This is a genomic window from Nonomuraea sp. NPDC049758, from assembly GCF_040674635.1.
Taxonomy (GTDB): domain Bacteria; phylum Actinomycetota; class Actinomycetes; order Streptosporangiales; family Streptosporangiaceae; genus Nonomuraea.
This window is the reverse complement of the sequence record NZ_JBFAMZ010000019.1, coordinates 151,721-172,388: the sequence shown is the minus strand read 5'-3', so window position 1 is coordinate 172,388 and position 20,668 is coordinate 151,721. Positions and strand designations below refer to the sequence as shown.

The following is a 20,668-nucleotide window of genomic DNA, read 5'->3' as shown; positions in this document are numbered from 1 at the left end:
CTTTCTAGTGAAAAGGTTTCTCAAGCAAGAAATCCAGGCCGTCCGCCCTGCCGAGGTGCACCGTGCGCCGCACCTGCCGGTTCAGCAGCGTGAGCGGGCCGCGCGCGCTGACGATCGTGGTGCCGTCGGCCACCGCGTCGAGGGCGGGGACGGCCAGGCTGCCCGCCCGCGCGGACAGGGCGGCGAGCATCGCGACGGCCTCGTAGCAGCCATGGCCGTGGGCGTTGAGCATGGGGGCGTGCGGGCCGAAGCGTTTGGCGTACCGCTCGGCGAAGTGCAGGCTGGCCTCGGTCGGCAGGTCGCGGAAGTAGCCCATCGACGCGTAGAGCTCGCCGGTGCCGTCGCCGCCGATGCCGAGCAGGCCGTGCTCCTCCAGCGCCCCGCACAGCCGGGCCGCGCCGAGGCCGGCGGCCGCGTAGGCCCGGTTGAAGGCGACCAGGTCGCTGCCGATCAGCGTGAGCAGGATCGCGTCGGGGCGGGCGTCGGCGATCCGGCCGAGCCAGGAGGCCGCCTCGCCGTACCGGACGAACGCCTCGCCGACGACGGTCGCGCCGCGCGCGCGCAACCGGCGGCGGGCGCCCGCGTGCACCAGGCGGGGCCAGACGTAGTCGTTGCCCAGCAGGTACCAGCGGCGTGCCCGGTGGACGCTGACCAGCCATTCGATGCCCGGTTCGAGCTGCCTGCCGGGGGTCTCGCCGAGGAAGTAGACGCCCGGCGCGTGCCCCCCGCCCTCGTACGGCGGCGCGTACACGAACGGGACCCGCCCGCCGATGGCCGCGACCACGTCGATCCGCACGTCGCTCGCGTGCGTGCCCACCACCGCCTCGACCGTGCCGGACGCGACCAGGCCGGCCACCTCGGCCGCCACCTCGCGCCCCGGCCGCCCGCCGTCGACCAGCACCAGCTCGACCTGCCTGCCGAGCACGCCGCCCCGGGCGTCGACCTCCTCGGCGGCCAGCACCGCGCAGTTGATCGCGCACGGCCCCACCAGCCCGAGCACCCCCGACACGGGCACGACCAGGCCGATCCGGACCGCGTCCGAGGGGATGAGCCGGGCCTCGAAAGGATCGACGATCGCCGCCACGCCGACGAGTATCCTCCGAACTAGCTCTCCGGTGAAAGGACCTGATCTCTCATGGCTAAATCCGGGCTGGGGTCCTCACTCGCGTACGTGCTCAGCCGCGCCGAACGCGAGGTCACACGCGGCCTGGCGGCGACCCTGGCCGGCGAGGACGTCACCGTCGAGCAGTGGCGCATCCTGCGCGCGCTGGCCGACGGCCGCGGCCACTCGATGGGGGAGCTGGCTGAGGCGGTGCTCATGCCGCACCCGACGCTCACCAAGGCGGTCGACCGGCTGATCGACCGGGCGCTGGTCCACCGGGGCGCGTCGGCGGGCGACCGGCGGCGGGTGGCGGTGTTCCTGGCCGACCGGGGGCGCGACCTGCTGGCCCGGGTGGACGGCGCGGTGGCCGAGCACCACCGGGCCGTCGCCGCCGCGTTCGGCCAGGAGCGCACCGAGCGGCTGATGCGCGAGCTGGAAGAGCTGGCCGCGGCCCTCGACCGGGCCTCGGCGCAGGCGCCGGGCCCCGTCAGTCCAGCCAGTACGTGTCGTGGCGGATGAAGAACTCGGCCTTCTCCTCCTCGCTCTTGCCGGCCAGGTCGAGCAGCCCCTCGAAGTAGCCCTCGCGAGGGGCGCCGGGGGCGAAGTGCAGCAGCATGGTCGCGGGCTCGCCCGACTCGTTGCGGAAGGCGTGCATGCCGCCCTCGGGCACGTGCACCCAGTCGCCGGGGCGGGTGTCGATCCAGCGGCTGCCGTCGTAGATCCGCACCGATCCGTCGAGGATGTAGAACGACTCGGAGATCGACTTGTGGAAGTGGGGGCTCGGGCCGGACGGCTCGGGCCCCATCACCCAGCGGTAGAGGCCGAACTGGCCGTTGGTGGTGGCCCCGGTGGCCAGGTAGTGGGCGGTGTTGCCGGTCGGGTAGGTCAGCTCGGGGGCGTGCTCGTAGGGACGGTACGTGGCGGACAGTTCGCCTTTGTCGCCCGAATAGCGTGGTTCCGGATAGGTCATGAGGCCATCCTGCCCGAACCCGCCCGTGATCAGCTCTCGCGCTTCTTCCCGTCGTGGCCGGACCACAGCAGCAACGCCAGGCCCACGACCGCCAGCCCCAGGTAGGCCGCCAGCGGCAGCTCCACGAACCGCCCCACGAACCCCCATTCCGTGTCGAACCAGACGCGCCCGGCGAACCCGCCGAGCCCTTGGATGATGGCGATGACCCCGATGAAACCCCTCATGACCCCGACCCTCGCAGAACGGGACCCGCCCCGGCATCCGACCTTGGGCGGGTCACGTGCGACCAAAGTAGGTCAGGGGTAGAGGCCCCGCATGCTGTGGGCCTCGGCGACCCGGCCCACGCCGATCACGTGCGCCGCCTCCCGCAGCGTCAGCCCGCGCTCGGCGGACATCGACTTGACCTCGGCGAAGGCGCCCTCCATCAGGTCGCGCAGCTTCACCTCGACCTCGCGGGAGCTCCAGGAGAAGGCCTGCATGTTCTGCACCCACTCCAGGTAGGACACGATCACCCCGCCCGCGTTGGCCAGGATGTCCGGCACGACGGTGGTGCCGTTCGCGGCCAGGATCTCGTCGGCCTCCGGCGTGGTGGGGCCGTTGGCGCCCTCCACGATCAGCCGGGCGCGCACGCGGGGCGCGTTCGCCTCGGTGATCACGCCTTCGAGCGCGGCCGGGACGAGCACGTCCACGTCCAGCTCGAACAGGTCGTCGTGGGCCATCGCGTCGGCGTGCGGGTAGCCGGCCACGCCGCCGGTCTCGGCGACCCAGGCGCGCACGCGGGCGACGTCGAGGCCGCCGGGCGCGTAGAGCGCGCCGGTGACGTCGGAGACGGCGACGACCTTGCAGCCCTCGTCGGACAGGTACTGCGCGGCCAGCGCGCCCACCTTGCCGAAGCCCTGCACGGCGACCGTGACGCCCTCCGGCGAGCGCCCGAGCGCGGCCAGGGCCGCGATCTGCACGCCGCGCGAGGTCGAGCCGGTGCGGCCGAGCGAGCCGCCGAGCGTCATCGGCTTGCCGGTGACCACGCCGGGCACCGAGTAGCCGGCGTTGACGCTGTAGGTGTCCATGATCCAGGCCATGGTCTGCTCGTCGGTGCCGACGTCGGGGGCCGGGATGTCCTTCTCCGGGCCGATCAGCGGCAGGATCTCGTTGACGTAGCGGCGGGTGAGCCGTTCGAGCTCGATCGTGGTCAGCGCGCCCGGGTCCACGGCCACGCCGCCCTTGGCGCCGCCGTACGGGATGCCGACCAGCGCGCACTTCCACGTCATCCACATCGCCAGGGCGGTGACCTCGTGGATGTCGGTGCTGGGATGAAAGCGGATGCCGCCCTTTGCCGGGCCGCGCGAGACGTTGTGCTGGACGCGGTAGCCCTGGACGACGTCCATGCGTCCGTCCTCGCGGCGCACCGGGACCGAGACGGTCAGCGAGCGGCGGGGCGTGGCCAGCATCGTGCGGAGGCCGTCGTCGAGCCCGAGGTGGGCGGCGGCCTGGTTGAGTTGGTGAAGAGCGGAGTCGAGCGCCTGTTGACCAGGTGTGATCAGCGCCGGCGTCTTTGACGGCACCATGATGCTCATGGTCGAGTTTCCTCCTGTATGTGCGCCCATTTTGTGGGAGAAGGCGCCGTTGCCTTCCCTCTTGGGCATGTTGTCTCGATCATCCTAGGCCGGGCAGTTTGACCTTGCCTAGGTTATGAAGGGATATCCAAGCCGTTGATCAACGTGCTGGGAACGTGCCACTCTGGCAGGCTATCGAGCGAGAGTGTGCCGAATCGTCGAAAACCGGAGGGTTGGATGCCCGCACTCGTGGTTGGGCCGATGTTGCGTCACGTCGACTCGGTCAGTGCCTCGATCTGGGTGGAGACCAGCGAGCCCTGCACGGTCACCGTCGAGACGGCAGGCGGGGCTTATCGGTCGCCCACCTTCACCGTGCACGGTCACCACTACGCGATCGTGGATCTCGTTGACCTGTCCCAGGATATCGCCTCCTATTCCGTCAACCTCGACGGGGACCAGGTCTGGCCGCTGGCGGGTCGCCCGGCCAGCCGGGTGCGGCTGCTGCCCGCCGAAGGGCCCCGCAGGCTGGCGTTCGGGTCGTGCCGCACGAGCGTGCCGCACGACTCGGCCCACGTCCGCACCCACGGCGACGACGTGCTGCGCGCCTACGGCGTGAGCCTCATGCGCGCCGACGAGGAGGAGTGGCCCGACCTGCTGCTGCTCCTCGGCGACCAGGTCTACGCCGACAGTCCCTCGCCCCAGATGCTCGATTACATCCACGCGCGCAGGACCACCGAGCCGCAGGGCGAGATCGCCGACTACGAGGAGTACGCCGAGCTCTACCGCCAGGCGTGGACCGACCCGGAGATCCGCTGGCTGCTGTCCACCGTGCCCACCGCCATGATCTTCGACGACCACGACCTGCGCGACGACTGGAACACCTCCCAGCCCTGGCGGGAGCAGATGGCCTTGACGAGCTGGTGGCCGCGCCGCGTGGTCGCCGGGCTCGGCGCCTACTTCGTCTACCAGCACCTCGGCAACCTGACGCCGGCCGAGCGCGCGGCCGACCCGCTGGTGCGCGAGCTCACCGAGGGCGGCGGCGACGGCGGCCCGGCCCTCGACGCCTTCGCCACCAAGGCCGACGCCGAGCCGAGCAGCAACCGCTGGAGCTACACCCGCGACCTCGGGCACACCCGGCTCATCATGATCGACACCCGGTGCGCCAGGCAGCTCACCCCCGGCGACCGGCGCATGCTCGACCCCGAGGAGTGGGCCTGGCTCCAGGAGCAGGCCGCCGCCCCGGCCGAGCGGCTGGTCATCGGCTCCTCGATCCCCTTCCTGCTGCCCGAGGGCGTGCACGGCGTCCAGAACTGGAACGAGGCGCTGTGCGACGGCAAGTGGGGCCGTACGGTGCAGCGGTGGTCGGAGCAGCTCCGCCAGGCCGTCGATCTGGAGCACTGGGCGGCCTTCCGGCGCTCGTTCGAGGACCTGGGCAGGCTGCTGGTCCGGCTCGGCAAGCCGGCGGTGATCCTGTCCGGCGACGTCCACTACTCCTATCTGGCCAAGGCCTCGGCCGGGCAGATCTACCAGGTCGTCTGCTCGCCGATCCGCAACCCGCTCAGCCGGCTGCTGCGCTGGGCCAACGTGCTCACCCAGTTCGGGCTGGCGACGCTGGTGGGCGGCCTGCTGGCGCGGCTGGCCGGCATCCCGCGCCCGCCGTTCCGCTGGCGGGTGACCAAGGGCCCGCTGTTCCAGAACGCGCTGGCCACGCTGACCTTCCCCGACACCATCACCTGGTACGAGTCGGCGGGCGACGGCGTCAGGCCGATCGACTCAGCCCGGCTGGCGTAGAAATGACCCATGAATGATGACCAGTACTCCAGGGCCGTGCCGTTCTACGACCTGTGGCACGAGGACGGGCACGTCCCCGAGATCCGCGAGTCGCTCCCGCCGCTGCTGAAGGGGGTGCGGGGCGGCGTCATGGAGATCGGCGCGGGCACCGGCCTGATCACCGAGGTGATCGTGCGCGCGACGGAGGGCGAGGTGTTCGCCGTCGAGCCGGCGCCGGCCATGCGGTCGGTGCTGCTGTCGCGGCTGGCCGCCGACGAGGAGGCCCGCCGCCGGGTCACCGTGCTGGCCTGCGGGGCGCTCGACGTCGACGTCGACGAGCCGGTCGAGGCCGTCGTGATGATCTCGGTGCTGCAGGCGTTCCCGGCCGGTCAGCGGGAGGAGTTGTGGCGGGTGCTGGCCAGGCAGCTCGAACCGGGCGGGCTGCTGCTGTTCAACTGGCGCGAGCGGCCCGCGCCCACGCCGGGTGAGCTGGAGCTCATGGGGTCCTACCCGGTCGGGCGGCACGCCTACGAGGTCTGGGGCCAGGTGCTCGACGTCGCCGGCGAGACCGTGCGCTCCCGTTTCCTCTACCGGGTCAGGCAGCGCGGCGTGGTGATCGGCGAGGACGAGGTGACCAGCGAGGCCCACCGGCCCGGCGGCGAGCGGCTGGCCGCGGAGCTGACGGCGGCCGGGTTCGTCAGGGACGAGGCCCCCGACGGCCTGGCGGCCTGGCGGAAGGCGACATAACCCGAAAAAGGTGGAACCGGGCTTCCGGGTGCGGCCAACAACAGGGTGACCGCATGAGAGAGGACCGGATGTGGTGAGTGTCGAGGACACAACCGCAACGCTGGATGACTCGACCCTGATCGGGCATTCGCTGAGCGATCCTGAGCGTTTCGCCGCGCTGTTCGACCGGCACGCCGACGAGATCCACAGGTACGCCGCCCGCCGCCTGGGCGTCGAGCTGGCCGACGACGTGACGGGGGAGGTGTTCCTCGTCGCCTTCCGCGGCCGCGGCCGCTACGACCGCACCCTGCCCGACGCCCGTCCCTGGCTGTACGGCATCGCCACCAAGGTCGTGTCCCAGCACCGCAGGGCCGAACGGCGGCGCACCGCGGCCATGGCCAGGGTCGGCGCCGAGCGTCCGGGCACGTTCGACGAGCGCAGCGCCGACCGGGTCACCGCCGAGCAGCTCCAGCCCCGCCTGGCCAGGGCGCTGACCAGGCTCAGCGCGAGCGAGCGCGATCTGCTGCTGCTCGTGGCGTGGGCCGACCTGACCTACGAGGACGCCGCGCGCGCCCTCGGGGTGCCCGTCGGCACCGTCCGGTCCAGGCTGCACCGGCTCCGCGTCAAGGTACGCAGGGCGCTCGGCGGCATCGATCCCTTCGCAGAGGAGCCCCAGCATGGATGACGAGATCCGGACGTTCGCCGACGGCAGGCCGTCGGCGCCCCCGTACGAGCCGCAGGCCCGCGCGCGGGCCAGGGAACGACTGCTGGCCGAGGCGCGCGGCGGGCGACGCCTGCGGCTGCCCAGGCTGGGCTGGCAGACGGCCGCTGCCTTCGGCGTCACGGTGGTCCTGGTCGGCGGCGTGGCGGTGGCGCTGTCGGGCCAGGGCGGGACGGACGCCCGCCCGGCCACCTCCGTGATGCTGACGGCCAGCGAGCTGAACCCGCGGCCGGACCAGTTCATCCTGATCGAGTCCGACACCATGTACGGCTCGCAGTCGATCGACAGCTCCGGCGGGCAGAGCCGCTACCTCTACCGCCAGCACCGCAGGATCTGGAAGTCCGTGGACGGCAGTAAGGACGGCCTGCTGCAGATCGAGGGCCGCGAGCCGCGCCCCTGGCCGGGCGAGCCGCTGCCGGCGGACGCCAAGAACTGGCAGGGCAGCGAGTGGAACCAGCTCGCCTCCTGCCCCGACCTGCGCGGCCCCTACCGCGACGACTACGCCTACCTGAGCACGCTCCCCGCCGACGCCACGGCCATGCGCGACAGCCTCTACCAGTCGGCCCCCAAAGGCGACAAGGACGTCGATCCCGACGCCGCCGCCTTCACCCGCGCCGGCGACCTCGTCAGGGAGAACTACCTGCCCAAGGCGCAGCGGGACGCCCTGTTCGAGGCGGTGAAGGCGATCCCCGGCGTCGAGGCGGCCGAGGGCGTCGCCGACTCCTCGGGACGCGTGGGCGTGGCGCTGGGCCGGGTCACCGACTGGGGCGTGCGCGAGGAGCTGATCTTCGACCCGGCCGCGCACACGTTCCTGGGCGAGCGGCAGGTCGCGGTGGACGCCAAGGCCGGGGCGCCGAAGGACAGCGTCCTGGCGCTGACGGCCCAGCTCGACGTCTCCGTGGTGGACGCCCTGCCGGACGCCCCCGACGCCGGCGCCGACGCGAGCTGCACGCCGGAGACCCAGGCCCCCACGCCCATTCCCTCGGAGTCCGGCTCGACGACGGCGGAGCTGCCGGCGGCCGAGGCGACGATCACGTTCACCCCGGAGCCGACCAGCGCGCCCGCGGTCGAGTCGACCGGCGAGCCGGAGACCGAGCCGACCGGCACCCCGGAGGCGACGGTGACGCGTACCGTCACCCCCACCCCGGGTTCGTGACCTCCACCGGTGGTCGGCGGCCGACCACCCGGTAGACCCACCCGGCAGGCCCACAGGGCGCGCCGGGTGGGTCCGTGCGGGGTCAGCGGCCGTTTCCTGGAGGGCCGCCGGCGGTAGTACGGCGGGTGGCGTGACCAGGCGAAGCCGTAAGAGACCTAGAGCTCTTCGAGGACGGCGGCGAGCTGGTCGACCGCCCAGACCAGATCCTCCTCGGAGATCACGATCGGCGGCGCGAGCCGGATCGTGGACCCATGGGTGTCCTTGGCGAGCACGCCGCGCGCCATGAGCGCCTTGGAGACCTCGCGCCCGGTGCCGAGGGCCGGGTCGATGTCCACGCCCGCCCACAGCCCGCGCCCGCGCACCGCCACCACGCCCTTGCCGGCCAGCTCGCGCAGCCGCGCGTGCAGCACCTCGCCGAGCCGGGCGGCCCTGGCCTGGAACTCGCCGGTGTTCAGGATGTCGATGACGGCGATGCCGACCGCGCAGGCCAGCGGGTTGCCGCCGAACGTGGACCCGTGCTGGCCCGGCTTGATCACCCCGAGGACGTCCTCGTCCGCGGCGATGGCCGAGACCGGCACCACGCCGCCGCCGAGCGCCTTGCCCAGGATGTAGACGTCGGGGACGACGTTCTCGTGGTCGCAGGCGAACGTGCGGCCGGTGCGCCCGAGACCCGACTGAATCTCGTCGGCGATCATCAGCACGTTGTTCTCGGTGCAGATGCGCCGGACCTCGGTCAGGTAGCCGTCCGGCGGCACCAGCACGCCCGCCTCGCCCTGGATCGGCTCGACGAGCACGGCCACGGTGTTGTCGTCGATCGCCTCCCTGATCGCCTCGGCCGAGCCGTAGCGGACGATCTTGAACCCGGGCGTGTACGGCCCGAACCCGTCGTGCGCGTCGGGGTCGGTGGAGAAGCTGATGATCGTGGTGGTGCGGCCGTGGAAGTTGTCCTCCATCACGATGATGTTGGCCTGCTCCGGCGCGACGCCCTTGACCTCGTAGCCCCATTTGCGGGCCACCTTGATCGCGGTCTCGACGGCCTCGGCGCCGGTGTTCATCGGCAGGATCATGTCCTTGCCGGTGAGGTCGCCGAGCCCGGCGCAGAACTGGGCGAACTGGTCGTGGTAGAAGGCCCGGCTGGTCAGCGTGAGGTTCTTCAGCTGCTCCTGGGCGGCCTCGATGATCTTCGGGTTGCCGTGGCCGAAGTTCAGCGACGAGTAGCCCGACAGGCAGTCGAGAAAGCGCTTGCCCTCGACGTCGGTGACCCACGCGCCGTGCGCCTCGTGGATGACCACGGGCAGCGGATGGTAGTTGTGCGCGCTGCGGCGCTCGCTTACTTCGATCAGCTCTGCGCTGGTGCTCATGTTACTTCTCCCCCCTGATCTCCAGTGTGCAGCACTTGGGACCGCCGCCCGCCTTGCGCAGCTCCGACAGCTCGACCGGGATCACCTCGTAGCCGTGCCGCTTGAGCTCCAGCTGGAGCCCGGACGCCTCGGAGTTGATCACCACGTTCCGGCCGTCGCTGACCGCGTTGAGGCCGAGCACCTCGGCGTCCTCGGCGGTCGCGATCACCGCGTCCGGGAACATCGCGCGCAGCACCTCCTGGCTGCCCTGGGAGAAGGCGCCGGGGTAGTAGGCGACGTTGCGGCCGTCGAGCGGGAACAGCGCGGTGTCCAGGTGGTAGAAGCGCGGGTCGACCAGCTTCAGTGAGACGACCGGGCGGCCCAGGTACTCCTGCGCCTCCTGGTGGGCGACCACGTCGGTGCGGAAGCCGGTGCCGGCCAGGATGACGTCGTCGAGGGTGAGGAAGTCGCCCTCGCCCTCGTTGACGTGCGTGGGCTCCAGCGTCGGGTAGCCGCGCTCGACGAACCAGCGCAGGTAGGCAGGGCCCTCGGGGCCGCGCTCGGGGAAGGTGAAGCGGGCGCCGTAGACCCGGCCGCCGACGACCAGCGCGCCGTTGGCGGCGAACACCATGTCGGGCAGGCCCTCGATCGGGTCGATGAGGCTGACCTGGTGCCCGAGCTCCTCGTACGCCGACTTCAGCCCTTCCCACTGCCGGATCGCCACCTCACGGTCGGCGCCGGCCTCGGGGTCCATCCACGGGTTGATGGCGTACTCGACCGCGAAGTAGTCCGGGCGGCACATGAGGAAGTGTTTGGGCATGCAGGGCTCCGTCGTCGTCAGTTCAGGGGAAGTTCCCGTGTCGGGGGAGACGGGGACAGCCTAAGAATTGACGTTTGCGCAGGCCAAGCGGTGCGCATTGCGCGTTGGCGCGGGTCTGTTGCGTCTATCGGCCGGCGACGTGCGATCCGTTGCGCGAGTCCGTCAGGGCGGCTCCCGGCGGGATGTCCACCAGCCGCGACAGCACGATCGAGCTCTTGGTCCGCACCACGAAAGCCTCCGCCGCGATGCGCTCGATGACCCGCTCGACGTGCCGCACGTCGGTGGCCCTGATGTGCAGCAGCGCGTCGGCCTCGCCGGTGATCGTGGCCGCCGCCACCACCTCGGGGAACCTGGCCACCGCCAGGGCGATGTCCGACGGCTTGGTCTTGCCCTGGCAGAACAGCTCGACGTACGCCTCGGTGGTCCAGCCGAGCGCCTGCGGCGCGACCCGCGCGCTGAAGCCGGTGATCGCCCCGCTCTTCTGCAGCCGGTCGACCCGCCGCTTGACGGCCGACGCGCTCAGCCCCACCTGCTGGCCGATGTCCGCGTAGGTCGCGCGGGCGTCGTCGACGAGCGCCGCGATGATGTCACGATCGAGCCGGTCCAGTTCCACGGGCTCTGTATACCGCCTGGCCAGGCTGGCGCGCGACGAGCGGCGCGCGGGAGACTGGGCGTTCGGTCCACTGCCGGAGGATTGCCGCCACATGAATATCGCACGTTTTCCCGAGGGTTTCGTCTGGGGGGTCTCGACGTCGGCCTTCCAGATCGAGGGCGGCACGGCCGCCGACGGCCGCGGGCCGTCCATTTGGGACGCCTTCGCCGGTGGCCCGGCCGACGCCTGCGACCATTACCACCGATATCGCGAGGACGTCTCGCTGATGAAAGAGCTGGGAATGGCCGCGTACCGGTTCTCGGTGAGCTGGCCGCGCATTCTTCCGGACGGCTCCGGAAAGGTGAACACGGCCGGTCTCGACTTTTATCAGCGGCTGGTCGACGCCCTGCTGGAGGCGGGCATCACGCCGTTGGCCACCCTTTATCACTGGGATCTGCCGCAGGCGCTGGAGGAGCGCGGCGGATGGCCGTCCCGCGACACCGCCCGCTGTTTCGCGGACTACGCGGCGATCGTCGCCGAGCGGCTCGGCGACCGGGTCGGCACCTGGTTCACCGTGAACGAGCCGTGGGTGGCGGCCTTCGTCGGCCACGGCTCGGGGGTGCACGCGCCGGGCCGCCGGTCGGCCGCCGAGGCGTTCAGGAGCGCCCACCACCTGCTGCTCGCCCACGGCCTGGGCGCCCAGGCCCTGCGCGCCGCCGGGGCCGCCGAGGTGGGGGCGGTGCTCAACTTCTCGCCCGTGCTGACGCCGGCCCAGGTCGGCGACTTCGACCGGCCGCTGTCGGAGGAGGACGCCGAGGCCGTGGCCAGGATCGACGCGCTCGTCCACCGGCAGTTCCTCGACCCGATGCTGCGCGGCGCCTACCCCGCCGACCTGCTGCCGGTCATCGAGGAGCACGCCGGGCTCGGGCACGTCCACGACGGCGACCTGGCTGACATCGCCCAGCCGCTCGACCTGCTCGGCGTCAACTACTACGCGCCGGCCGTCGTCCAGGCGCAGCCCGGCGAACCGGCCGACCCGGCTTATCCGGGAAGCGCGGGCGTGCTTTTCAGCACCATTCCCACGGCGGTCACCGCGATGGGCTGGCCGATCGTCCCGAACGCCCTGTCGCTGTTACTGCGGCGGCTCGCCGGCGAACATCCCGGACTCGAACTGATGATCACCGAGAATGGCGCGGACTTCGTCGACACGGTCACTCCGGACGGCATTCACGACGTCGATCGCGTGCATTTCATCGAGGAACACCTGCGGGCCCTGCGGACCGCCGTCGAGGAGGGCGCCAACGTCCGCGGATATCTCGCCTGGACGCTGCTCGACAATCTCGAATGGGCCGAGGGATACCGGCGCAAGTTCGGCCTCGTGCACGTCGACTTCGACACCCAGCGCAGGCGGCCCAAGGACAGCGCATTGTGGTACCGCGACGTGATCAGGCGCAACGGCCTGACCGAGGCCCCGCCCAGGCGTCCCACGCTGGAGACGGTGGCCGCCCGCGCCCGCGTCTCCCGGGCCACGGTCTCCCGCGTCGTCAACGGCGAGGCGTCGGTCAGCCCCGAGGTGCGCTCCACGGTCCTGCGGGACGTCAAGGAGCTCGGCTACGTGCCCAACGCCGCCGCCCGCAGCCTGGTGACCCGGCGCACCGACACCGTCGCGCTCGTGCTGTCGGCCCCCAGGCACGCCGCCGACCCGATGGTCGCGGCCGTCGTCCAGTACGTGACGAGCCTGCTGGAGGGCGCGGGCAAGCAGATCACCCTCATGCTCGCCGACACCGCCGAGAGCCAGCGCCGCATCGTCCGGCACGCCGAGGCGCGCCTGGTGGACGGCGTCGTCCTGCTGCCGCCCGAGCGGGGCGACACCCTGGCCGAACGGCTCTCGCGCACCGGCGTGCCGCTCGTGCTGCTGGGCCGGCCGCCGGTCGCCTCGCTGGTGCCGTACGTGGACGCCGACAACGCCGCGGGCGCGGCGGCGGCCACCGAGCACCTGCTGGCCACCGGCCGCCGCCGGATCGGCATGATCTGCGGCCCGATGGACCTGGTCGCCACCCAGGACCGGCTGGCCGGCCACCGCGCGGCCCTCGACCGCGCCGGCTTGCGGCCCAGACTGGCGATCGGCGACCTGACCCGGGCCTCCGGCACGGCGGCGGCCGGCCAGCTCCTCGGCGACGCCCCCGACCTGGACGCGATCTTCGCGGCCGACGACCAGATGGCGATCGGCGCCCTGCTGGCCGCCCGCGCCACGGGCCGGCGGGTGCCCGACGACCTGGCGATCGTGGGCTTCGACGACATCGACGCCGCCTCGGCCACCACCCCGGCCCTCACCACCGTCCGGGTGCCCGTGACCGAGCAGGCGCTGGCGCTGGCGCGGCTGCTGCTGTCGCGGCTGGAGGGCCGGAGCACCACGCCGGTCGTCCTGCCCACCCGGCTGATCGTCCGGGAGTCGGCCTAGATCTGCCGCTCGAACAGGCTCGGGAAGACCTTGGACACCTTCGACAGCAGGTACTCGCCGTAGGTGCCGGTGAAGTCGACCTGGCCGTCCCAGCGCTCGCCGGCGGCGTAGGGGAGGGGCGGCACCACGCTGTCCCAGCCGGGGTCGAAGAAGAACGGGTAGCTCAGGCGCTCGTTGCCACTGCGGTTGCGCACGCGGTGCGGGGTCGAGCGGTAGCGGCCGCCCGTGAGCTTGTCGAGCATGTCGCCGATGTTGCAGACGAACGTGCCCGGCAGCGGCGGCGCCTCGATCCAGCCGTCCGCCGTCCGGACCTGGAGGCCGCCGTTGGCGTCCTGGAGGAGCAGGGTGAGCAGGCCGTAGTCGGTGTGCTCGCCCACGCCCCAGGTCTCGTCGTCGTCCGGAGGCGCGGGCGGGTAGTGGAAGATGCGGAACAGGACGGTCGGGTTCGCGGTGTAGCCGGTGCGGAAGTAGCCCTCGTCCAGGCCCAGGCTGAGCGCGATCCCCGACATGACCGCCTGCGCGACCCCCGTCATCGTGTCCAGGTAGGCGAGCACGGCCTCGCGCAGCTCGGGCACCTGGACCGGGAACTGGTTGGGGCCGTGCAGCGGGAGCGGGCCGGGCGGCTGCTCGGCGCCGAAGTAGACACCCTCCTTCAGGTCCGGACGCCCCGAGGTCAGCTCGCCGCCCACCGGGAAGAAGCCGCGCCAGGCCGGGCCGCCGCGGTCCATCGAGATCTCGTCCTTGACCTCCTCGGGCAGCGCGAAGAAGCGCCTGGCGGCGGCGTCGAGCCGGTCGAGGAGGTCCTGCGGGACGCCGTGCCCGCGGACGTAGAAGAAGCCGCTGTCCCGGCAGGCCGCGCCGATCGCCGCGCCGACGGCCTGCCTGTCGCCGCCCGGGGTGTCGCCGAGCAAGGGGGAGATGTCGATCACCGGCAATTCGCGCACCGTCTCATTGTCCCCCAGCCCGGGGGTGGCGAGCCGGGCCCCGGGCACGCCCGCCGCCCCCGAGGAGGGCCCTGGGAGGGGTCAGGTCGTCGAGAAGGTGAACCAGTTGACGTTGACGAAGTCGGCGGGCTGGCCGCTGCTGAAGGTCAGGTAGACGGTGTGCGTCCCGGTCACCCCGCTGATGTTGGCCGGGACCGTGCGCCAGCTCTGCCAGCCGCCCGTGCTGGCCAGCGCGAAGTCGCCGATCGGCGGGGCGGACGGGCTGTCCAGCCGCACCTGCACCAGCCCGCTCACGCCGGCCGCCGCCCCGGACGCCACCCTGGCCTTGAACTGGCGGGCGGGCTCGGAGCCGAAGTTCACCCCGTCGTAGCGCAGCCAGTCGCCGCCCGCGATGGCGCCGACGTTCTGGCCGCCGCCGGTGTCGGTGGTGGCCTCGACGATGGTGCCCGACTGGGCCTGGTAGCGCTCGGCCTGGATGGTGGAGCGCGCGTCCACGCCACCGGGGACGGTCGGGGTCGCCGTCGGCGTGGAGACCGTGCCGCTCTGCCAGACGGCCACGTAGTCCACCAGCAGCGGGTGCCCGGGGACGGTCGCCGCCGTCGGCGTGCCCGTGCCGGCCAGGGCGTTGGGGAACGCGCCGCCCATGGCCAGGTTGAGCAGCAGGAAGTAGCCGCCGTGCCCGGTCATGTTGTTCCAGGTGGTGGCGTCGAGCTGGTTCTGGCTCACGCTGTGGAACTGCTGGCCGTCGACGTACCAGCGGAGCTGGTTCGGGCTGGCGGCGCGGTCCCACTCGAAGCGGTAGGTGTGGAAGGCCGACTGGCAGGACGATCCGGGGCAGGCCCGGCTCGCGCCCAGGCCGGTCGTCTCGTTGCAGGGGCCGCCGGGGCTGACGCCGCAGTGGAGCACGCCCCACACGGAGTTGATGCCGTTGACGTTCTCCATGATGTCGAACTCGCCGATGCCCGGCCAGTTCCAGTAGTTCCCCCGGTAGGGCGCCCCGAGCGCCCAGAACGCCGGCCAGTAGCCGAGCGCCGCCTGACCGGTCACGTCCGGCATCTGGATCCGGCCCTCGATGCGCAGGACGCGCCCGTCGGCCGGCTTGAAGTCGGCCCGCCTGGTCTCGATGCGGGCCGAGGTCCACTCGCCCGAGCCGCTGCGCAGGGGCGTGATGCGCAGGTTGCCGGAGCCGTCGAGGCTGACGTTGGAGGTGCTGGAGGTGTAGTTCTGGATCTCGCCGGTGCCCCAGTTGCCCGGCCCGCCGGGGTAGCCGTGCCCGGTGTCGATGATCCACTCGGCGGACGAGGGCGGCGTGCCCGCCGAGCCGTTGAAGTCGTCGGACCAGACCAGCGACCAGCCGGACGGCGTGGACGGCACGGACGCCGAGGCGCTGACGGCCACTTTGACGAGCAGACCGGTGAGTGCCACGAGCACCACCGCCACGGCCACCAGGCGGCGCCTGTGCCGGATCTCTGTTGTCATCCCTGCTCCATGGGGGGTGGTGGAGTCGAGTGAGAGAGCGCTCTCTTGACGCGACGTAAACACGCTGCTGACCGCGTGTCAATATGGGAGAGCGCTCTAGAGCAGGTCGACGGACGAGGTCCCGGCGGCCTCGAACGCCGCCCGCCAGAAGCTCTCCAGCAGCGGGAACCGGTCGGGGTCGGACTTCTTCGCCCGCACGAATCCATGCACCACCACCGCGTACCCGGACAGGTCGGGCAGCAGCCGCGCGTCCCGCAGTTCCTGGATCTTCCGGCCGCGGGCGGCCTCGCTCAGGTCCAGCTCGCCGACGTCCAGGTCGCCGTGGTCGTTGAGCAGGTCGCTGAACACGATGAGCCGGTGCTCCCTGTCCGGCTGCCGCAGCGCGCTGAGCTGCCTGACCGCGTACCGCAGGGCGCCCAGGACGTCCGAGCCCCGGCCCTCCTTCGGGCAGTCGAGCAGCCCGGCCGCCCGGGGGAGCACCTGCGTGATCCGGCGGGCCCTGACCCGGTCCTCGACCACGGGATCGTCGCCGGGGTTCTCGGTGCGGGTGGCGGCGATGGGCATCGGGTCCTCGCGGCACGCGCTGCTCTCCGAGCTGCCGGTCACCGCCGCGAAGCCGATCCAGTCGCAGCCCTTGGCGAACCCCGGCAGCTCGGATTCGACGTCGTTCCCGGCGGTCACCGGGTCGGCGTAGCCCGTCGAGTCGACGACCGCGCCGCACACCGGGCCCGGATCCGTGCCGCACCCGCTCACCGGGCCCGCGGCCAGCGCCAGCACCACCACGACCCGCCCGGACAGGCCCGTCATCGGCGCCCTCCGGCCGGGGAGGTCCGCGCGCCCGTCCGGCGGGTCCCCTCCTCCGAACAGCCGCGACAAGAACGCCATCCGCGTCTCCTGGCTCCGGCCGGACCGGACCTCGGCTCGAATGTCCCTGAATTTCAGACTAGTTCGTCATGTCCTTTTCCGGCGGGACGATTCGCCGCCCGCACGCGAAACGGCGGCCACCGGCGCCCTGATCGGGAGCCCGTGACCGCCGTCGTGTCCGGAGGGGGAGGTGGCCGCTCAGCCCTTCTCCGCCTCGCCGGTGGCCTGTTCGAGCGCGTCCTCGGGCGAGGCCTCGAGGTCCTGCTCGGCGTCGGCGCCGGCCTGCGCAGAGGCCTTGTCCAGGCGCACCCAGCTCGTCACGCTCTCCACCGCGAACAGCACGAACAGGTACGCCGTCAGCACCGCGAGCACCGGCGTCAGCCAGCCCAGCGCCGCACCGGCACCGATGATCAGCAGGCGCAGCTCCCAGCCGAGCCCCGCGTGGAACACCCACGCGGGCGGCCAGATGCTCTGCCGGGTGCGGTAGACGGTGTCGTAGGTGTGGTAGCCCACCACGTAGACCAGCACGAACAGCAGCCACTTCGGCGCGCCGGCGGCCAGGCCGATCGCGATCATGGCGAGGAACTCGGTGCCGCGCAGCAGCGGCGGGGTGAGCCAGTCGAAGCGGCCGAGGTGGTCGCGCGGCGCGGTCGGCAGCACGAGCAGCAGCGTGATGGCCACCGGCACGAGCAGCAGCGGCCCCTTGTCGGGCAGCCCGACGACGGTGACGGCGACGACGGCGAGCAGCGCCACGAGCGTGGCGGGCACGGGCGGCAGGCCCTTGCCCAGCTTGCCCGCGAGGGCGTGCACGAGCGGGCCGTCGTCGCGGTAGGCGAGCAGGCGGGCGGTCTGGATGCGGCGGCGTTCCTCGTCGGGGTCCGGCGTGGGGGTGGCCATGGCCTGCGGTTGAGTGATCATACGAGCGACCTCATGAGGCGTCCGGTGAGGGTGTAGGCGGCGGCGACGGAGCCCCAGATCACGAGGGTGAGGAAAGTGATCCGGGCGTCGAAGAGGGCGGCGGTGATCGCGATGGCCGCGAACCGCTCGCCGATGGGGAACACGATCATCTTCCGCGCCCAGTGGACCGCGCGGAACTTGCCCGCCCTGGTCCACATCTTGAGCACGCCGCGCAGGCCCTGGCTGCGCTCGACCTTGCGCCGCTCCAGCGCCCTGCGCAGGTCGCGGTCGTCGGGGGCGTCGAGCGGGAGGGTGGGCAGCTGCCCGGGCGGCTTGCGCCGGTTGGAGATGCCGAAGGAGAAGTCGAGCAGGTGGCGTACGGACTGGAGCCCGATGGCGGCCAGCGCCAGGATCCAGATGTCGTCGCCGTTGCCCGAGACGACCCAGCCGACGGCCAGGCCGGCGAAGACCACGTATTCCTTGAAGCGGTCGAAGGTGGCGTCGAGCCAGGCCCCCAGAACGCCGAACTTGCGGGCGTACCGGGCCACCTGCCCGTCGACGCAGTCGAAGACGAAGGCGAAGTAGATCAGCAGGCCGCCGGCGACCATCCACGGCCGGTCGCCGGTGGCGAAGCAGGCGGCGGCGGCCACGCCGAGCAGGATCGAGATCAGCGTCACCTGGTTGGGCGTGAGCCCGCGCCGCGCCGCCCAGCGGGCGATGAAGCGCGAGTAGGTGGAGACGAAGTAGGTGGTGAAGAAGCCGTCGGCGCCCTTGACCGCGTTGTTGAGCCGGGCGCGGTCCTCGTTCATGCCGGCCATCTCGGCGCCGGCCTCGTTGACCTCCTCCGGCGTGCTCACCCGGCGGTAGAACAGGTCGCGGCGGCCGCGCACGCCGACCGACACGCCGTTGCGCACCAGGCCGAACACCACGAGCTGGACGAGGTCGTCGTCCGCGCCGAAGCGGTCGGCCATGAGGGCCAGCTCGCGGCAGGTCTGCGCGAGCACGGGGGCGTTGCGGGCGCTGATGTGCAGCGGGCCGAGCACCACCGCGTTGGGCCTGGTCACCGCGTGGTTGGCGGTGCCGACCGACACGACGCGCGACTTGCCGACGCGCGCGCGCACCGGCAGCCCTTCGAGCCGGCCGTAGCCGATCTCCGGGTCGGCCTCGTCGATCGGTACGGTGTCCTCCTGCGCCTCCTCGGTCACCTCCAGACGCGGCTCCTTGGCCACGAGCGCCAGCGCGCCGCGCTTGGCCTTGCTGATCTGGTAGATCAGCTCGTCGTGGAGGACCGAGTTCTGGGGGATGATGAAGAGGTTCTCCGTTGCCGATTCTGCGACGTCGGCCAGGGCACGCAGGGCGGCGGCCACGTCGCCGGTCTCGATCGTGGCGGGCCGCGGGTCATAGGAGACGAGCTGGCTGCGCAGCCGCTCGGCCACGGTGGGATTGCCGGGCAGCGCGGCCAGCCTCAGGCCGGTCGGAGAGGTGTCGGGGCCGGGCGAAGAGCCCAGCAGGACCACGCGGGTCATGACTCCCTTTCGAGGCAGTAGCGGGGGGTTGAACAACGGGTGATGCGGGGACAGACGTCAAAGTCTAGTGACGGCAGGGCAAACTCGCGTCACCAGAGCATGCCCGGAACATGCCGCGCGTGCGGCCGTAAGATGGGCAAGTGAGTCTCTACCGCGACGAAGGCGTCGTCCTGCGGACGCAGAAACTCGGTGAGGCCGATCGCATCGTCACCGTTCTGGCCAAGCGCACCGGCAAGATCCGGGCGGTGGCGAGGGGCGTGCGCCGCACCAAGTCACGCTTCGGCGCGCGGCTGGAGCCGTTCACGCACGTCGACCTCCAGCTCCACACCGGCCGCACGCTCGACGTGATCACCCAGGCGGAGACCATCAGGCCCTACGGCGAGGCGCTGGCCGTCGACTATCCCCGTTACACCGCCGGCAGCGCCATGCTGGAGACGGCCGACCGGCTGACCCACGGCGAGAAGGAGCCGGCGCTGCGGCAGTTCCTGCTGCTGGTCGGCGGCCTGCGCACGCTGTCCGAACGCGCCCACGAGGCCAGGCTGGTCCTCGACGCGTACTTCCTGCGCTCCCTGGCGGTGGCCGGTTACGCGCCCGCGCTGGAGGCGTGCGCCAAGTGCCAGGCCCCGGCGGTCAGGGCCTTCGCCATCGTCGCGGGCGGCGTGGTGTGCGGGGCGTGCCGTCCGGCGGGCTCGGCGGTGCCGGCGGGGGAGACGATCGGGCTCATGACGGCCCTGCTGCGCGGCGACTGGGCCACCGCCGACGCCTCGGAGTCGCGCCACCGCAGCGAGTGCAGCGGTCTGGTGGCCGCATATCTGCAATGGCATCTGGAACACGGAATACGCTCTCTGCGACACGTCGAAAGGGAGCATGCGTGAACGTCCGGCCTCCGACCCCTCATCCGTCAGGCGCCACCCCGCCGCCGATCCCGCGTGACCTCGTGCCCCGGCACGTCGCCATCGTGATGGACGGCAACGGCCGCTGGGCCAAGGCACGCGGCCTGCCGCGCACCGAAGGGCACAAGGCGGGCGAGTCCTCGCTGTTCGACGTCATCGAGGGGGCCCTTGAGCTGGGCGTCCCCTACCTGAGCGCCTACGCCTTCTCCACCGAGAACTGGAAGCGCTCGCCCGACGAGGTGCGCTTCCTGATGGGCTTCAACCGCGACGTCATCAGGCGGCGGCGCGACGAGCTCAACGCCATGGGCGTGCGGGTGCGCTGGGCGGGCCGGCCGGGCCGGCTGTGGAAGAGCGTGATCTCCGAGCTGCAGAGCGCCGAGGAGATGACCGTCGGCAACAACAAGCTGACGTTGCAGTTCTGCGTCAACTACGGCGGCCAGGCCGAGATCGTCGACGCGGCGGTCAAGCTGGCGGCCGACATCGCGGCCGGGCGGGTCAAGCCCTCCAAGGTGAGCGAGAAGGTGTTCGCCCGCTACCTCGACGAGCCGGAGATCCCGCCGGTCGACCTGTTCCTGCGCTCCTCGGGCGAGCAGCGCTTCTCGAACTTCCTGCTGTGGCAGTCGGCCTACGCCGAGATGGTCTTCCTCGACCGGCTCTGGCCCGACTTCGACCGCCGCGACCTGTGGGCGGCGTGCGAGATCTACGCCAAGCGCGACCGCCGCTACGGCGGCGCGATCCCCAACGAGGTCACCGGCGCCTAGAGAAACCCCGGGGTTCACCCCTGCTGAGCTGCCGCGCTGGACAGTGACTATACGCCGATATAGCGTCCTACTCGTTCGGGTAGTCAACTGTAC

General features: G+C 71.9%; 20 protein-coding genes. 8 read left to right on the top strand and 12 right to left on the bottom strand.

Features of this window, described 5'->3' with window-relative positions; translation table 11 throughout:
• Positions 1-4: 4 nt before the first annotated feature.
• Positions 5-1,084: a substrate-binding domain-containing protein gene (locus tag AB0J46_RS38975; RefSeq protein WP_364339579.1), complete on the bottom strand. Its 1,080-nt coding sequence runs from the start codon at positions 1,082-1,084 to the stop codon at positions 5-7.
• A gap of 51 nt (positions 1,085-1,135) precedes the next feature.
• Between AB0J46_RS38975 and AB0J46_RS38970 the strand changes: the two genes are divergently transcribed.
• Positions 1,136-1,621 (top strand): MarR family transcriptional regulator, encoded by a 486-nt coding sequence (locus AB0J46_RS38970; protein WP_364339577.1) that lies wholly within the window; start codon positions 1,136-1,138, stop codon positions 1,619-1,621.
• Here AB0J46_RS38970 and AB0J46_RS38965 read toward each other — a convergent pair.
• The 3 genes from AB0J46_RS38965 to AB0J46_RS38955 form a co-directional block, all read right to left on the bottom strand.
• Positions 1,590-2,072 (bottom strand): cupin domain-containing protein, encoded by a 483-nt coding sequence (locus tag AB0J46_RS38965; protein WP_364339575.1) that lies wholly within the window; start codon positions 2,070-2,072, stop codon positions 1,590-1,592. The two genes, AB0J46_RS38970 and AB0J46_RS38965, sit on opposite strands and share 32 nt — an antisense overlap.
• 29 nt (positions 2,073-2,101) lie before the next feature.
• On the bottom strand, positions 2,102-2,296 hold the full coding sequence (locus tag AB0J46_RS38960; protein ID WP_364339573.1) for a hypothetical protein: 195 nt from the start codon (positions 2,294-2,296) through the stop codon (positions 2,102-2,104).
• Between the two features lie 72 nt (positions 2,297-2,368).
• Positions 2,369-3,646 (bottom strand): Glu/Leu/Phe/Val dehydrogenase, encoded by a 1,278-nt coding sequence (locus tag AB0J46_RS38955; protein ID WP_358292094.1) that lies wholly within the window; start codon positions 3,644-3,646, stop codon positions 2,369-2,371.
• A gap of 240 nt (positions 3,647-3,886) precedes the next feature.
• Between AB0J46_RS38955 and AB0J46_RS38950 the strand changes: the two genes are divergently transcribed.
• The 4 genes from AB0J46_RS38950 to AB0J46_RS38935 all read left to right on the top strand — a co-directional run bounded on the left by AB0J46_RS38950 (position 3,887) and on the right by AB0J46_RS38935 (position 7,998).
• The gene (locus AB0J46_RS38950) at positions 3,887-5,416 is read left to right on the top strand and encodes an alkaline phosphatase D family protein (RefSeq protein ID WP_364339571.1); all 1,530 of its coding nucleotides are present in this window, start codon (positions 3,887-3,889) and stop codon (positions 5,414-5,416) included.
• A 9-nt stretch (positions 5,417-5,425) separates the two neighbouring features.
• Complete coding sequence (locus AB0J46_RS38945; RefSeq protein WP_364339569.1) at positions 5,426-6,142, top strand: class I SAM-dependent methyltransferase; 717 nt, start codon at positions 5,426-5,428, stop codon at positions 6,140-6,142.
• Positions 6,143-6,215: 73 nt separating this feature from the next.
• The gene (locus AB0J46_RS38940) at positions 6,216-6,806 is read left to right on the top strand and encodes an RNA polymerase sigma factor (RefSeq protein WP_364339567.1); all 591 of its coding nucleotides are present in this window, start codon (positions 6,216-6,218) and stop codon (positions 6,804-6,806) included.
• Entirely contained in the window at positions 6,799-7,998 is a 1,200-nt protein-coding gene (locus tag AB0J46_RS38935) for a CU044_5270 family protein (protein ID WP_364339565.1), read from the top strand. Before AB0J46_RS38940 ends, AB0J46_RS38935 begins: the two co-directional genes overlap by 8 nt.
• A gap of 155 nt (positions 7,999-8,153) precedes the next feature.
• On the opposite strand, the gene rocD is transcribed toward AB0J46_RS38935, so the two are convergent.
• The 3 genes from rocD to AB0J46_RS38920 form a co-directional block, all read right to left on the bottom strand.
• Positions 8,154-9,359, bottom strand: coding sequence for an ornithine--oxo-acid transaminase (gene rocD, locus AB0J46_RS38930; RefSeq protein WP_364339563.1), 1,206 nt, complete (start codon positions 9,357-9,359; stop codon positions 8,154-8,156).
• Position 9,360: 1 nt separating this feature from the next.
• Positions 9,361-10,158 (bottom strand): dimethylargininase, encoded by a 798-nt coding sequence (gene ddaH / locus AB0J46_RS38925; protein WP_352323414.1) that lies wholly within the window; start codon positions 10,156-10,158, stop codon positions 9,361-9,363.
• Positions 10,159-10,282: 124 nt separating this feature from the next.
• Positions 10,283-10,771 (bottom strand): Lrp/AsnC family transcriptional regulator, encoded by a 489-nt coding sequence (locus tag AB0J46_RS38920; RefSeq protein WP_358292110.1) that lies wholly within the window; start codon positions 10,769-10,771, stop codon positions 10,283-10,285.
• Between the two features lie 91 nt (positions 10,772-10,862).
• On the opposite strand from AB0J46_RS38920, the gene AB0J46_RS38915 reads away from it, so the two are divergent.
• Positions 10,863-13,211: a GH1 family beta-glucosidase gene (locus AB0J46_RS38915; protein WP_364339561.1), complete on the top strand. Its 2,349-nt coding sequence runs from the start codon at positions 10,863-10,865 to the stop codon at positions 13,209-13,211.
• Here AB0J46_RS38915 and AB0J46_RS38910 read toward each other — a convergent pair.
• The 5 genes from AB0J46_RS38910 to AB0J46_RS38890 all read right to left on the bottom strand — a co-directional run bounded on the left by AB0J46_RS38910 (position 13,208) and on the right by AB0J46_RS38890 (position 18,921).
• Positions 13,208-14,155: a 2-oxoglutarate and iron-dependent oxygenase domain-containing protein gene (locus tag AB0J46_RS38910; protein ID WP_364339559.1), complete on the bottom strand. Its 948-nt coding sequence runs from the start codon at positions 14,153-14,155 to the stop codon at positions 13,208-13,210. The genes AB0J46_RS38915 and AB0J46_RS38910 overlap by 4 nt on opposite strands.
• 81 nt (positions 14,156-14,236) lie before the next feature.
• Complete coding sequence (locus AB0J46_RS38905) at positions 14,237-15,634, bottom strand: glycoside hydrolase family 16 protein (protein ID WP_364339557.1); 1,398 nt, start codon at positions 15,632-15,634, stop codon at positions 14,237-14,239.
• 96 nt (positions 15,635-15,730) lie between these two features.
• Positions 15,731-16,519, bottom strand: a complete 789-nt coding sequence (locus AB0J46_RS38900) for a hypothetical protein (protein WP_364339555.1) — start codon at positions 16,517-16,519, stop codon at positions 15,731-15,733.
• 177 nt (positions 16,520-16,696) lie between these two features.
• The gene (locus tag AB0J46_RS38895; protein WP_352323408.1) at positions 16,697-17,416 is read right to left on the bottom strand and encodes a DUF5941 domain-containing protein; all 720 of its coding nucleotides are present in this window, start codon (positions 17,414-17,416) and stop codon (positions 16,697-16,699) included.
• Entirely contained in the window at positions 17,413-18,921 is a 1,509-nt protein-coding gene (locus AB0J46_RS38890; protein WP_357979375.1) for a CDP-alcohol phosphatidyltransferase family protein, read from the bottom strand. The genes AB0J46_RS38895 and AB0J46_RS38890 overlap by 4 nt, the downstream gene beginning before the upstream one ends.
• 140 nt (positions 18,922-19,061) lie before the next feature.
• Between AB0J46_RS38890 and recO the strand changes: the two genes are divergently transcribed.
• Positions 19,062-19,796, top strand: coding sequence for a DNA repair protein RecO (gene recO, locus AB0J46_RS38885; protein ID WP_352352515.1), 735 nt, complete (start codon positions 19,062-19,064; stop codon positions 19,794-19,796).
• Complete coding sequence (locus AB0J46_RS38880) at positions 19,793-20,575, top strand: isoprenyl transferase (RefSeq protein WP_364339553.1); 783 nt, start codon at positions 19,793-19,795, stop codon at positions 20,573-20,575. The genes recO and AB0J46_RS38880 overlap by 4 nt, the downstream gene beginning before the upstream one ends.
• Positions 20,576-20,668 lie beyond the last annotated feature (93 nt).